Annotated in this window: 11 protein-coding genes; 9 read left to right on the top strand and 2 right to left on the bottom strand. The window is 65.4% G+C overall.

The features are described 5' to 3' along the window. Positions 1-36 precede the first annotated feature (36 nt). The 8 genes from CUJ91_RS23690 (at position 37) to CUJ91_RS23655 (ending at position 8745) form a co-directional block, all read left to right on the top strand. Positions 37-1206, top strand: coding sequence for a substrate-binding protein (locus tag CUJ91_RS23690; RefSeq protein ID WP_114157296.1), 1170 nt, complete (start codon positions 37-39; stop codon positions 1204-1206). Between the two features lie 67 nt (positions 1207-1273). After that, positions 1274-2107, top strand: a complete 834-nt coding sequence (locus CUJ91_RS23685; RefSeq protein ID WP_006047146.1) for a branched-chain amino acid ABC transporter permease — start codon at positions 1274-1276, stop codon at positions 2105-2107. Further along, positions 2100-3959, top strand: a complete 1860-nt coding sequence (locus CUJ91_RS23680; protein ID WP_114157295.1) for an ABC transporter permease subunit — start codon at positions 2100-2102, stop codon at positions 3957-3959. The genes CUJ91_RS23685 and CUJ91_RS23680 overlap by 8 nt, the downstream gene beginning before the upstream one ends. Continuing rightward, positions 3956-4663: a branched-chain amino acid ABC transporter ATP-binding protein gene (locus CUJ91_RS23675; RefSeq protein ID WP_029970678.1), complete on the top strand. Its 708-nt coding sequence runs from the start codon at positions 3956-3958 to the stop codon at positions 4661-4663. The genes CUJ91_RS23680 and CUJ91_RS23675 overlap by 4 nt, the downstream gene beginning before the upstream one ends. A 20-nt stretch (positions 4664-4683) precedes the next feature. Next, entirely contained in the window at positions 4684-6000 is a 1317-nt protein-coding gene (locus tag CUJ91_RS23670; protein ID WP_114157294.1) for an amidase, read from the top strand. Positions 6001-6046: 46 nt separating this feature from the next. After that, positions 6047-7222, top strand: coding sequence for a transporter substrate-binding domain-containing protein (locus CUJ91_RS23665; RefSeq protein WP_114157293.1), 1176 nt, complete (start codon positions 6047-6049; stop codon positions 7220-7222). Continuing rightward, on the top strand, positions 7219-7839 hold the full coding sequence (locus CUJ91_RS23660) for an ANTAR domain-containing response regulator (RefSeq protein WP_006047141.1): 621 nt from the start codon (positions 7219-7221) through the stop codon (positions 7837-7839). The genes CUJ91_RS23665 and CUJ91_RS23660 overlap by 4 nt, the downstream gene beginning before the upstream one ends. A gap of 159 nt (positions 7840-7998) precedes the next feature. Continuing rightward, positions 7999-8745 carry a phage tail tip lysozyme gene (locus tag CUJ91_RS23655; protein ID WP_114157292.1) on the top strand — a complete coding sequence of 249 codons (747 nt, stop codon included), beginning with the start codon at positions 7999-8001 and terminating at the stop codon, positions 8743-8745. Between the two features lie 99 nt (positions 8746-8844). Here the strand turns inward: CUJ91_RS23655 and CUJ91_RS23650 are convergent, their stop codons facing one another. Both CUJ91_RS23650 and CUJ91_RS23645 read right to left on the bottom strand, forming a co-directional pair. Further along, positions 8845-10326 carry a helix-turn-helix transcriptional regulator gene (locus tag CUJ91_RS23650; protein WP_114157291.1) on the bottom strand — a complete coding sequence of 494 codons (1482 nt, stop codon included), beginning with the start codon at positions 10324-10326 and terminating at the stop codon, positions 8845-8847. Between the two features lie 4 nt (positions 10327-10330). Then, positions 10331-10657, bottom strand: a complete 327-nt coding sequence (locus CUJ91_RS23645) for a hypothetical protein (RefSeq protein ID WP_044020119.1) — start codon at positions 10655-10657, stop codon at positions 10331-10333. Positions 10658-10733: 76 nt separating this feature from the next. Here CUJ91_RS23645 and CUJ91_RS23640 point away from each other — a divergent pair, with 76 nt between their 5' ends. Beyond that, on the top strand, positions 10734-13025 hold the full coding sequence (locus CUJ91_RS23640) for a winged helix-turn-helix domain-containing protein (protein ID WP_114157290.1): 2292 nt from the start codon (positions 10734-10736) through the stop codon (positions 13023-13025). The last annotated feature ends 45 nt before the right edge of the window (positions 13026-13070 follow it).

The raw sequence follows: 13070 nt of genomic DNA, 5'->3' as shown, positions 1-13070 counted from the left end.
TCCCCTACTCTACTCACCACCACTGCGAAGGACATCATGAGACCGTTCACTAAACTCTTCCTGGTTGCCGCGGTCGCGGCAATGGCCAGCGCGGGAACCTGCGCGAACGTGTTCGCCGCGGAGCCGATCCGCATCGGCGTCGCGGTCGGACTGTCCGGCGCGAACAGCGTGGTCGCGCCCGCGGTGGTGCAGGCGTCGCAACTCGCCGTCGATGAAATCAACGCAACCGGCGGCATTCTCGGCCGGCCCGTGCAACTCGAGATCGCCGACGACGCATCCGGCGCGGTCGGCGCGCAGAAGGCGTACGACACGCTCGTCTTCCAGAAGAACGTCGACGCGATCATCTCGATGGAAACCAGCGCCGCGCGCAATGCCGCGCTGCCGATCGTCGCGCGCGGCAAGAAGCCGTTCATCTACACGTCGTTCTATGAAGGGCGCTCGTGCAATCCGTGGATGTATGTGAACGGCTGGGTGCCCGAGCAGCAGGTCGCGCCGGTGGTCGACTACTTCGCGAAAGCCAAGAGCGCGAAGACGTTCTATCTGGTCGGCAACGACTACGCGTTTGGCCGCGGCATGCTGCAGTTCACGCGCAAGTACATCGAGGCGCACGGCGGCAAGGTGGTCGGCGAGGAATATCTGCCGACCGACGGCACCGACTGGACGCCGATCCTTTCGAAGATCCGCGCGGCGCACCCCGACGCGCTGATCAGCGCGACTGCGGGCGGCGCGCCCAACGTCGCGCTCGCGAAACAGTTGAAGGGCTCGGGCCTCACGCTGCCGTACGGCAATCTCGCGATCGACGAAGGCACCGCGAAAAGCATGGGCGACGTGGCGACCGGCATCTACATGTCGGGCTCGTATCTGACGAGTATCGATACCTCGGCGAACAAGAAGTTTCTCGCGTCGATGGACAAGCGCTTCGGCAAGGACATGAAGACGCCGAACGAACTCTCCGAGCCGCAGTACGAGGCGTTTTTCCTCTACAAGGCCGCGGTCGAAAAAGCCGGTTCCGCCGATCCGGGCAAGGTCATCAAGACGCTCGATCAGGTATCGTTCGATGGACCGCGCGGTCAGATCGAAATGGTCAAGAGCCGGCATACGCCGCTCGCGATGCGTCTCGGCCAGATCCAGTCGGACGGCTCGGTGAAGATCCTGCAGACTTTCCCGGACGTCGATCCGGGCGCGCAGTGCCCGAACATCAAGTAGGCGCTACCGGCAATAAGGCATCCGCCTGAGCGCGCGGCTCGCCGTGCGGATGCGACTGGAGACAACCATGGTTCTCGCATTAGACATTCTCACCACCACCGCCGTGCTGTTCATCGTGACGGCCGGCCTGATGGTGATCTTCGGCGTGATGAAGATCGTCAATTTCGCGCACGGCGCATTGCTGACGATGGGCGCATACGCGAGCTTCGTCGTCACGCAATTGAAGCTCAACCCGTGGCTCGGCGTGCCGCTTGCGATCGTCGTCGGCATCGTGGTCGGCATGCTGGTCGAGCTGATTATCGTGCGGCCGTTGTACAAGCGTCCGCTCGATGCGATTCTCGCGACGTGGGGCCTCGGCATCGTGATCGGGCAAATCATCGTAATGGTGTTCGGCCGTGAAGTGCAGTTCGTCGAAACGCCGCTCAAGGGCGTGGTGTCGATTGCGGGCACCGACTATTCCGCCTACCGCCTCGTGCTGATTCCGGTTGCGCTCGGCATCTGCGCGATCATGACCGCGCTGCTGACCGGCACGCGCTTCGGCGTGAAAACACGCGCGGTCATCATGAACGAAGACCTCGCGCGCGGGCTCGGCATTCACTCGGGACGTATCCGCTTTATCACGTTCAGCCTCGGCGCGGCCTTCGGTTCGCTCGCCGGCGTGCTGATCACGCCGTTATCGAGCGTCGATCCCGACATGGGTCTGCCGTGGCTCGTCAGTGCCTTCATGCTCGTGATGGTGTCGGGCCATTCGATGCTGAGCCTGCTCGTCACCTGCTTCGTATTCGGCGCCTGCCAGGTGCTCGTCAGCACCTTCGTGAGCCCGGTGCTCGGCGGGCTGACCATCGCCGTGCTGGCCGCGCTCACACTGCGCATCCGTCCGCGGGGGTTCTCTCATGGCTAAAGTCAACGCGTCGCTGGATCATGCCGGGCGCGACTCGTCGCCGGGCAGCAAGCGTGTCAGCACGCAGCAAAAATCGTTGCGCGGTCTTGCGATGATCGGCGTGCTCGGCATTCTGTTGATCGCAGCGGGACCGTTCCTGTTCGGCTCGTATCTGCTGAACGTGCTGATTCAGGCGTTCTTCTTCTCGATCGTCGCGGTGACGGTCGATATTTTGTGGGGCTACACCGGCTATCTGACGTTCGGCCAGTCGGCCTTCTTCGGACTCGGCGCGTATGCAGCCGGTCTGGTGTTCACGCATGGCGGCTTTTCGACGGCATACGTGCTGCTCGCGCTCGCGGCCACGCTTGCCGTGACGGCCGGCGTCGCCGCCCTGCTCGGCTGGCTGTCGTTCTATCGCGGCGCTTCGCCGTTCTTCGCGACGGTCATGTCGCTCGTGCTGCCCATCGTGCTCAGCCAGTTGCTGCTGTCCGGCGGCGAGTGGACCGGATCGAGCTCGGGGCTGACCGGCTATCAGACCTTCGATCTCTCGCTCGAAGCGTGGTACTGGATCGCAGGCGCGGCGCTCGCGGTCGTCGTGGGACTCGCGTGGGTCTTCGTGCGCAGCGACGGCGGGCGCGTGCTCGCGGCGATTCGCGACAACGAATCGCGCTGCCTGTATCTCGGCATCAACACGTCGCTCGTGAAGATCGGGCTGCTCGTCGCCACTGCTGCGGTCGCGGGACTCGCCGGTTTCGGCTATGGCTCGTTCAGCGGCGTGGTCGCGCCCGAACTGACCGGCTTCGTGCTCGGCACGCAACTGATCATCTGGGTCGCGCTCGGCGGACGCGGCACGTTGTGGGGTCCGGTGATCGGCGCGCTGCTGATCAACGTGGGCACGTCGTATCTGAGCGGCATCATGCCGTTCGCGTGGCAACTGATCTTGGGCGCCGCGTTCGTCGCGGTGATCGTGTTGTTGCCGCAAGGTCTCGTGCCGCTGCTCGTCAAGCCGCTGCGCCATCTCGCGGGCGAGACGCGCGAACCGGAGCTGATCGAGCGGCCGGTGCGCGACGGCGACGCGCTTCATGCCGCCGCGCCCGCGCTGCGCATGAGCGGCGTCGCGCGTCATTTCGGCAGTCTGAAGGTGCTGCAAGGCATCGACCTCGACGCGCAGGCGGGTGAACTCGTCGGCCTCATCGGTCCGAACGGCGCGGGCAAAACGACGCTGATGCGCTGCATGAGCGACGGCGCGGAACGCTCGGCCGGCACGGTCATGTTGTGCGGCAACGATATCCGGCAATTGCCGCCCGACCGTTGCGTGCGCTTTGGCCTCGGCCGCAAGTTTCAGAACGCCAACATCTTCGAAACGCTGACCGTCGCGCAATGTCTGCGCATTGCGGGCACGCTGATCGAGCGGCCGTCGCTCGTGCGGCGCTCGGCCACGCTCGCGTTGCCGCCGTATGCGCTCGAAGTGATTCGCGCGACGAACCTCGAACGCAAGCTCGGCGCCGTCGCGAAAGATCTCTCGCACGGCGAACAGCAGGCGCTCGAACTCGCGATGGTGCTCGCGCTCGAACCGCGCATCGTGCTGCTGGACGAGCCGACCGCGGGCCTCACGAAAACCGAGCGCACGCAGATCGGCAACGTGCTTGCGACGCTCGCTCACCGGTACAAGCTGTGTTGCCTGCTGGTCGAGCACGACCTGGATTTCGTCGCGGGCATCGCCACGCGTATCGTGGTGCTGCATCAGGGGCGCATCGTGATGCAAGGCAATTTCGACGAAGTGGTCAACTCGGAACTCGTCAGGACCATCTATGCCGGCACCGCGCAAGGCGATGCAGCCGACGGCGCAGCGACACAACGGGAGGCGTCGTGAGCCAGATCGCGTTGAACCTGAAGGACGTGACAAGCGGATACAAGGCGTCGGTCGTGCTGCGCAAGCTGTCGCTCAGCGTCGCGAATGGCGAAGCCGTCGCGCTGCTCGGCAAGAACGGCATGGGCAAGACCACGCTGCTCAAAACGATCATGGGTTATCTGCCGAAGCAAAGCGGCGCGGTGCATGTGCATGGACAGGACATCACGCGGCTGCCGCCGCATCGCATCGCGCGGGCCGGCATTGCCTACGCGCCACAGGAACATGCGCTGTTTCAGGATCTCAGCATCCGCGACAACCTGCGGCTCGGGCTCGTGAACGTCTCCGTGTTCGACGAGCGCTTCGCCGAGATCGAGCCGATCTTTCCGGTGTTCGGCAGCCGCTTGCGCCAGTACGCGGGCACGCTGTCGGGCGGCGAGCAGAAGATGCTGCTGGTGGCGCGCGCGCTGATGATGCGCCCGTCGATCATCCTGCTCGATGAAATCACCGAGGGTCTGCAACCTTCGGTGATCGACCGGCTCGCCGATGCGCTGTTATGGGAGCGCAGCCGTCATGGCACGACGCTTTTGCTGATCGAACAGAACGTGCCGTTCGCGCTGAAGGTCGCCGACCGCTACGCGGTGCTCAAGCAAGGCGAGATCGTCGACGAAGGCAACGCGAAGGACGATGCGGCAGCCGAATCGATCTACGAACATTTGCGCGTTTGACTCTCCTCTGCACTTACGCCATGACTCTTGCCCAATCGTTTTATCGGCCGCAATCCGCTTATGCGCTGCTCGAGCGCGGCGCGCAGAATCCGCATGAACGCAGCAGCCGTGCCGTGCTCGAATCGCTCGCGCGCATCGAGGAAGTCGACGCCGAAGTTCGCGCGATGACCGCCGTTGCCACGCACGAAACTGCGCTCGCGAACGCGTCCGCCGCGCAAGGGCCGCTTGCCGGGCTGCCCGTCGTGGTCAAGGACATCTTCGACACGCACGACTTCGTGACTTCGTACGGTTCGCCGATCTACGCGGATCATCGGCCGAAGTCGGACGCGGCAATCGTCACCTTGTTAAAGCGCAACGGCGCGGTGCTCGTCGGCAAAACCGTGACGAGCGAATTTGCTTACATGGCGCCGACCGTCACGCGCAATCCGTGCGACCCTGGCCGCACGGCGGGCGGTTCGTCGTCCGGTTCGGCCGCAGCCGTCGCGGCCGGCATCGCGCCGTTCGCGATCGGCTCGCAGACGGGCGGCTCAACGATACGGCCCGCTTCGTTTTGCGGCGTCGCCGGTTTCAAGCCGACGCTCGGCATGCTGCCTACCGCCGGCATGAAATGCTTTTCGTGGTCGTTCGATACGGTCGGCCTCTTTGCCGCGGGCGTGCGCGACGTGGCCTATCTCGCGCAGGTTTTGAGCGGACGTCCGCTCGCGCTCGACCGGAACGCGGAGCCGCCCGTGTTCGGTGTGCCCGAGACTTATCCGTGGACCGAACCTTCGGCGAATGCGAGCCACGTGCTCGACACGGCGATACGTGCGATCGAGCGCGCGGGCGGCCGCGTTCGGCCGCTGCGCTTCGATTCATGGATGGCCGAACTGATCGCCGCGCACGACACGATTCAAAGCTATGAGGCGTGGCAAACACTCGGCTTCGAGTACGATTGTCATCGCGCGCAACTGTCGCCGGTGCTGTTTGCGTTTCTCGCGCGGGCATCGAATGTCGATGCCGCGGCATATGCGAACACGTGTGCGTCGATGGCTCGCGCGAAAGCCAGGCTCGCCGAACTGTTCGACGGCGTCACGGCGCTGCTCACACCGAGCGCGCCCGACGAAGCGCCCGACGGACTTGCGTCGACCGGCGACCCGGCGTTCAATCGCAACTGGACGCTGCTCGGCTGTCCGTGCGTCAATGTGCCTGGCCTCAGCGGCGCGCGCGGCGCGCCCATCGGCGTGCAGGTGATCGGCCGGCCGTTAGACGATGCGCGCTGCCTCGCCGCCGCAGGGTTCGTCGAGCAGGCAATCATCGCAAGTGCGGGAACAACAGTTAGCCATCGCGCCGCGGTCTAACCGAACGCAACGCGAAGCGCAGCGAGGAGAACACTGAATGGAGACGATGGAGACGAACGCGCAACGGCCCGCGAAACCGCTGTCCGCCGAATCGGGCTGGCGCGTCGGCGTGCTGTTCTCGCGCACGGGCGTGACGGCGGCTACGGAGTCGGAGCATTTCTTCGGCACTGTCCTCGCAATCGAGGAAGTCAACGCGGCAGGCGGCGTGGACGGTCGTCTGCTCGACCCCGTCGTGTACGATCCGAAAAGCGATCCCGACGAATATCGCCGGCTCGCGTCGCGCATGTTGCAGGAGGACGAGGTCACGGTCATTTTCGGCTGTTCGACTTCGTCGAGCCGCAAGGCGGTGTTGCCGGTCATCGAACGCTATAACGCGCTGCTCTGGTATTGCTCGATCTACGAAGGATTCGAATACTCGCCGAACGTGATCTATACGGGCGCGGTGCCGAACCAGAACAGCATGCAACTGGCGGCCTACCTGTTGCGCAATCATGGCCGGCGTTTTTTTCTGGTTGGCGCCGACTACATTTATCCACGAGAATCGAACCGCATCATGCGCGACATGGTCGAGCAGCATGGCGGCGAGATTGTCGAAGAAGTCTATCTGCCGAGCGACGCCGAGCCCGCGGCGCTGCAGGACGTCATCGAGCAGATCCGGGCAGTCGAGCCCGACGTGGTATTTTCGACGCTGATTGGCCGGGGCGCGCGTGCGTTTTACAAGCTCTATCGCGAGCACGGAATCGATCCTGCACGCATCCCGATTGCAAGCTTGACGATGACCGAGGGCGAAACGCGGATGATCGGTCCTGAACTGTGCGGCAACCACATCATTTCCGCGAGCTACGTGAACACGCTGAAGCTGCCGGGCAACCAGCGCTTTCTCGAATCGTGGCGCGCGCGCTTTGGCGACCAACCCGCGAGCATGTGGTCGGAGATGGCGTACAACCAGGTGCATCTGTTTGCGCTCGCATTGGCACGCACGCGCAGCCTCGATACGGCGAAACTGGTCGACGCTGTGTACGAGGTCGAATTCGATTCGCCCGAAGGCTCGCTGCGAATCGACCGCGCGAACAATCACGCGATCCTCACGCCGCGCATTGCGGTATGCCGGCCTGACGGCGCATTCGACATCGTGTGGGAAGGCCGTCAACCGGTCAAACCCGATCCTTATCTGACTTCCTACGGATTCGCCGAATTCTGGCTCGACGGAGAGCCGGTATGAACGCAGGCGCGCGCCGCATCTTCGACGATCTGCGCACGCTGCGCGTGGTGGTGATTCATCCGCCCGGCGACGACCGCAGCGTGCTCGAAGAGCAATTGCGGCGCATCGGCTGCCCGGTTCGCGCGATCTGGCCGCTGCCCGCGCATCTGCCCACCGACGCCGACGTGATCTTTTTTCTGGTGGGCCCCGAAATCAGGAACGCGGGCAACTGGAGCGCCGCCGACACGCAAGCCACGCTGATCGCGCTGTCCGACTACGAGAACCCCACTGCTTTGAAGATGCTGCTCGATACGCAGGCGCACGGCGTCATCACGAAGCCGTATCGCTCGACCGGTGTGCTGAGCACGCTCGTGCTCGCGCGCGCTTCGTCGGGTTATCAGCAGCGGCTGCACGCGAAGATCGGCAAGCTCGAGGAGGCGATCAAGGCGCGCCGACATATCGAGCGGGCCATGCGCATTCTGATCGACGCGCATCGGCTGAGCGAGAACGAAGCGTATGAGCACATGCGTTCTCGCGCGACCGAATTGCGCGTGACCGTCGGCGAAATCGCGACGATCGTGATCGACGCTCATGAGGGCATGGAAAAGCTCGGGCTGGGGAAACGGTCGAAGCTTTAGCTTGTAGCTGCCGTGGCTCGCTGCCTGGCGGCCTCGCCGCTTCGCTTTAGCGGCGTCAACTTCCGAACCGCGCATCAAACGAAAATTCGCCGCTGCTACAGTTGGCTCGATCCTGCATGCTCAACCGATCTCGTCCCTTACCTTCCGAGCGAGACCACCATGATCGATGCCGCCGAACTCAAACGTCTAGACCAGCTCATTCATCAGCTCGGGCCCGGCGGTTCCGGCACGGGCAGCGCAAGCGACGAGAACATCGCGCGCGAGATCGAGCAGATTCTCGCTGATCTCTTCAGCGATAGCGGCGCGTCGAATTCCGGCATGCCCGCGATGCCTTCCCTGCCCTCCATGCCTTCGCGGCCTTCGACGGCAACTCGCGCCGCGCCCGCCAGCTACCGAAGCACATCGACGACAGGCGGCGTGCCGGCCGGCGACGGCTCGGGCCAATCCAGTTCGGCCAGCACGCCTGAAGCCAAAAAAACCGCGCAGTACTTCATGACCAATCTGCAACGCGACTTTGGCCTCACGCGAAACCAGGCCGCGGGCGTCGTCGCGAATCTGTGGCACGAAAGCGGCGGGATGAACCCAGGCATCAACCAGGGCGGCGCAATCGGCGCGCCGAACTCGAACATGCAATCGGGCTACGGCATCGCGCAATGGACCGGCTCGCGCAAGCAGGACTATCTCGACTATTGCTCCGCGAATCATCTCGATCCGTCGAGCGAGCAGGCCAACTACGGCTTCCTCAAGCACGAATTGCAGACCACGCAAGCGGGCGCGATCGACGCGATAAAAAACACACAGTCCGCGCAGGACGCCACCGTTGTGTTCTGCAACACGTTCGAGCGTCCAGGCGATCCGCAGATGTCGAGCCGCCTCGCCGACTTGCAGTACGTGTTGACCGCGTGATGAAGCATGTTCGGCGCGCGCGGTTCTCAAAGCCACTTGTGTTGAGAACGAAACGCGCCGAACCCGCCGAACCCGCCGTTTAGAACAGCACGCGCCGCGTCACCGCTCCAGCGTCTCCGAAGGCGCCTCGTGAAACTGCTTGCGATAGCCGCTCACCAGCGTCGAACGATTCTGCACGCCCCACTTGTTGGCGGTGAACAGCACCGTGCGCTCGCCGTTGAACGAATCGTCGAGAAGGTCCGCGCGAATCCGCTCCATCCGCAGACGGCGAATCAGTTCGGTCGGCGAAAGACCTAGCGAGTGCTTGAACGCGCTTTGCAACGCGCGCTCGGTCACGCCGACTTCGGCGGCCACTTCGCGCACCGACAGATCGCGCCGGTCGAGGTTTTCCTGCAAGTAGCGATAAGCGCGCCGGTAACGCGCGGGCAAACGTGCGGCGACGTCGTCCAGTTGCGGCGCCTGGCGCGCGGCCTTACCCGCATACGACACGAGCACCTGCGAATCGTCGCGCAGGCACTGCGTGGCGATCAGCGCGTAGCGGCCGAAAAACAGCATGCCCTCGCGGCTGCGCCCGAGCGCCTGATGCGTCTTCGCGACCGCATACAGATATTCGAGCTGCCGATGCCCCGTCGACGCCGCGTGGTCGATCCGATGCAGCGGCTCGAGCAGCATCTCGGCCAGTTGCGGCGCGTCGGACGCGAGCGCGGCGAGCACGACTTCGAGCCGCGTGGTGCGCAGATAATCGCCGAAGCCGCGCTGCTGCGCCCAGTTCAGATGCGCGGTGATGCCGTCGAGCGCCGCGCGTTCGCCACGCGCCAGCGCGCGCAACTGACGCAAATAATCGACGCGTTGGCGTAAGAGCGGCGTGCAGACGTTCAACGCTTCGACTTCGTGAAGATCGGCTTCGTCGCTTGCGGAGGCCATCGAGCGGAATGCGCCGGGTGTGCCTGGTGTGCCCACGCCGCGCAGCGTCTGGTCGCCGAGGCCCGACTGCCAGTACGCGTGATCGGAAAGCAGCGTCGCGCCGCGTAATTCGCGCTGCACCGCGACGTCGAAGCGCAACGTGGCGATCATCTCGCGCCAGTGCCCGAGCGACGGGTCGGTGATCGCGGCCGCGAGTTCGTCGAGCGCGTCGCCCGAATCGCGCGAACGGCCGAGTTCGTGCAACGCACCGACAATGCCGAGCCGCGCTTCGATCTGCTGCGCCGCGTCGACGTCGGGCTCGTCGACGAGCCGTGCGAAGCACGACAGCGCGGTCGCGAGCCGGTGACGAAACAGTGCCTGCCAGCCGGCGTTGCGGCACGACGCCGCGCGGATCGCCTGACGCGGCGAGCGGATCGCCTTCTGCGCGCGGCGATACTGTTCTTCGGCTTCGTCGCAGATGCCGAGCGCCATCTGCATGTCGGCATGCAGGCGCAGCAAGTCGGGCGAGCCCGCAGCGCCGCGCGCGAGGTCCGACCAGCGGCTCGCCTGCGCGCCCGCCGGTTGCAGATCGCCGTCGCGTATCTTGTTGAGAAACCCGTCCGGCAGATCCTGCACGGACAACGACGCCGCCAGGGGAAAGTAAAGCGTCAGGAACATTGCGCTACTCCTCGTTGATGCGCGCGGCTCGATTCACCCGCACGCATGCTGCTGCAAACCGATCGTTGCGAATGCCACCATCGTTCGCATCCCCTAATCTATGCAGATATGCGGCGCACATCTTCAACAAATCTGAGCGTTCGGGCCGATTTGAGAACTGTTGAGATTCGCGATGCTTGCCGAACGTGGGCAGGCCCGCGCGCTGGACCCTATTGCCGAACCATGCAACTCGCAATAAGCTGACGAATCCATTGCCCGGCGAAATTGTCAAAAGGCGTCGACCGCGCGTGCGCCGCGAGAACGCCTCTGCGCACGCGGCCACGATCGACATGACCGGTGAGCATTTGATCCGCCGCACGCGGTGGCGCCCAGCCGACCGGGCTCGCCGAATCCGCTGGAGATCCACGATGCCGTCATTACGACCGAACGAAACGATCCTGGCGTTCAGTCGCTTCACGCTGTCCCAGGAGCCGCCGCGGCTCGTCGCCGATGGCCTCGAGGTCGAGCTCGGCGCGCGGGCGCTCGAACTGCTGATCGCGCTCGTCGAGGCGCGCGGCCGGCCTGTCGCCCAGGCCGAGCTTGGGCGACGCGGCTGGCCTGAACTGAACGTCGACGTCAATACGGTTCAATCGCAGATTTCCGCGTTGAGGCGCGCGCTCGGCGACGATCGCGATTTGATCGTCACCGTGCCGGGTTTTGGCTATCGCTTTGCCGCCGAGGTTCAGACCAACGGCCCTGGCGATTCCGCTTCGCCCACTCCGCCCGCTCCACCCGCGCCGAGCTGGCAGTTGCCAAGCGAGCCGCCGATCGTGACCGCGCCTCGCGCGGCGCAGCCCGCGTTTGGCGCAGCGGCGAGCCCGGCCCGCACGCAGCAGCAACTCACGCCGTTCATCGGCCGGCATGCCGAGCTTTCGGAAGTGCTCGGCCTCATATCGATCACGCGGCTCATCACGCTCGTCGGCGCAACCGGTGCGGGCAAGGCGCGCCTCGCACACGAAGCGGCGCGCCGCCTCGCCGCGCGCTTTCGCGACGGCGTCGTGCCGGTGGCGCTCTCGGCGCTCACGCCCGACGACGGTTTCGCCGCTGCGTTCGCGCTTGCGTTGCATCTGCCCGCGGGTTCGGGACAGACGCCGCTCGCGCGTTTGCTCGACGGCGTGCGCACGCGCGAAGTGCTGCTCGTCGTCGATTGCAATGAGTGCGACGGAGCGCTCGCGGCCCACACGCTCGACGCGTTGCTGGCGGCCGGACCGAACGTGCGTGCGATCGTGACCGCGAGTGCGCCGCTTGGCTTGTGCATCGAGGAAGTCGTCACGCTCGGCCCGTTGCGCACGCCCGAACAGCCTCGCGTGAACGCGACGCTCGCGCCGGAATACGACGCGCTGCGTCTGCTGTTCGCACGGCTCGCGACGCTGTCCGCGCGGCGGGAGCGGCAACGGGTTTCGCCGCATTCGTCGCCGCATTCGTCGCCGCAAACATCGCCGCAAACGTCGCAGCAAACGTCGCAGCAAACGTCCCAGCAAACGTCCCAGCAAACGTCGCCGCGTCCGCTGAGCGGCAACGCGCTGCTGACCGCGCTCGACGGCGGGGCGATGTCGCAAGCCGCCATCGACGCCGCCGTGCTCATCACGCAACTGCTCGCCGGCGTGCCGCTCGCGCTCGAACTCGCCGCGGCGACCATCGACCAGAACATGCGCGCCGGCGAGCCGCTCGAAAGCGCACTGGCCCGCTACGCGCAATGTCTGGATGCGCTCATCGGACCACGCATCGAAACGCCCGGCGTTCCGCATTCGCGCTCGGCGCCGATCACGCTCGCGTTCGATTTGCATTTCGCGCGGCTCGACCGACGCGCGCGTCTGCACTTGCTGCGCCTCTCGATGTTCGCCGGCGAATTCCCGCGCTGCGCGGCCATCGGGCTGCTTGGCGCCTGCGAGCCGTCGATGGCCGCAAGCACAGGCGTCGGAACGCCGGAGCAAACGCACGAACGCACGCCCGCCACCCTGCACGACGCAATCCGCAGCGACGCGCTCGCCGACGCCGCGCTCGACGCGTTGACCGAAGCGGGCCTCGTCGAGGAAATCGACAGCAGCGGACAGTGGATGCTGCATATCCGGCGCCCCGTCCGCCATCTCGCGCGCGACATGCTGCGCGACGCCGGCGAATACGACCGCACCGCGCTCGCGGTGGGTCTGCCCGTGCGGCTGAACGCGCATCGCAAGCGCGGCGAGCGCCCGCATATCGACGCGCTCGACATCAGCGATCTCGAAGACCTGCGCGCGTCGCTCGAATGGAGCACGCAATGCGAACGCTTCGAGACGGCGATCTCGCTGCTCGAAGGGTCGGCCTGGCTGTGGACGCGGCTTTCGCTCGAACCCGAATATCTGCAGCGCAGCCGTGCGGTGCTCGCCGGCGTGCAGGCCGGCGCCACGCCGCGTAGACGGGACGAGATGCGCGTTCATGCGGTTCTCGCGAGCACGCTGCCGCTCGCGCACGCGCCGGTCGCGCAGGCCATCGCCGCATGGGAAACCGTCTACGAACTGGCCAACGCGTGTGCGGACAGCGCGTTCCGCGAGCGCGCGCTGACCGGTCTCATCGTGTGCTGTAGCGAAGCCGGCGATACACGTCGTGCGGCGGAATTGCAGGCGCGTTACGACCGCATCGTGAAAGCGGGCAATGCGCGCAGCGGGGCCGCGTCGCGATGACGGCGCTGACTTGGCCGACATCGCTGCCCGCGCATCGCGGCGAGT

Origin of the sequence: Paraburkholderia graminis, assembly GCF_003330785.1 — a bacterium.
Classification (GTDB): domain Bacteria; phylum Pseudomonadota; class Gammaproteobacteria; order Burkholderiales; family Burkholderiaceae; genus Paraburkholderia; species Paraburkholderia graminis.
Note: the sequence above shows the minus strand (reverse complement) of the source record. Positions and strands in the feature narration are given on the sequence as shown.

Bases quoted from the DNA above. Each gene is read 5' to 3' on its own strand.
- CUJ91_RS23670 (WP_114157294.1), top strand. From the start codon at position 4,684: ATGACTCTTGCCCAATCGTTTTATCGGCCGCAATCCGCTTATGCGCTG.
- CUJ91_RS23645 (WP_044020119.1), bottom strand. From the start codon at position 10,657: ATGTCGATCGTGGCCGCGTGCGCAGAGGCGTTCTCGCGGCGCACGCGC.
- CUJ91_RS23690 (WP_114157296.1), top strand. From the start codon at position 37: ATGAGACCGTTCACTAAACTCTTCCTGGTTGCCGCGGTCGCGGCAATG.
- CUJ91_RS23685 (WP_006047146.1), top strand. From the start codon at position 1,274: ATGGTTCTCGCATTAGACATTCTCACCACCACCGCCGTGCTGTTCATC.
- CUJ91_RS23660 (WP_006047141.1), top strand. From the start codon at position 7,219: ATGAACGCAGGCGCGCGCCGCATCTTCGACGATCTGCGCACGCTGCGC.
- CUJ91_RS23665 (WP_114157293.1), top strand. From the start codon at position 6,047: ATGGAGACGAACGCGCAACGGCCCGCGAAACCGCTGTCCGCCGAATCG.
- CUJ91_RS23680 (WP_114157295.1), top strand. From the start codon at position 2,100: ATGGCTAAAGTCAACGCGTCGCTGGATCATGCCGGGCGCGACTCGTCG.
- CUJ91_RS23650 (WP_114157291.1), bottom strand. From the start codon at position 10,326: ATGTTCCTGACGCTTTACTTTCCCCTGGCGGCGTCGTTGTCCGTGCAG.
- CUJ91_RS23640 (WP_114157290.1), top strand. From the start codon at position 10,734: ATGCCGTCATTACGACCGAACGAAACGATCCTGGCGTTCAGTCGCTTC.
- CUJ91_RS23655 (WP_114157292.1), top strand. From the start codon at position 7,999: ATGATCGATGCCGCCGAACTCAAACGTCTAGACCAGCTCATTCATCAG.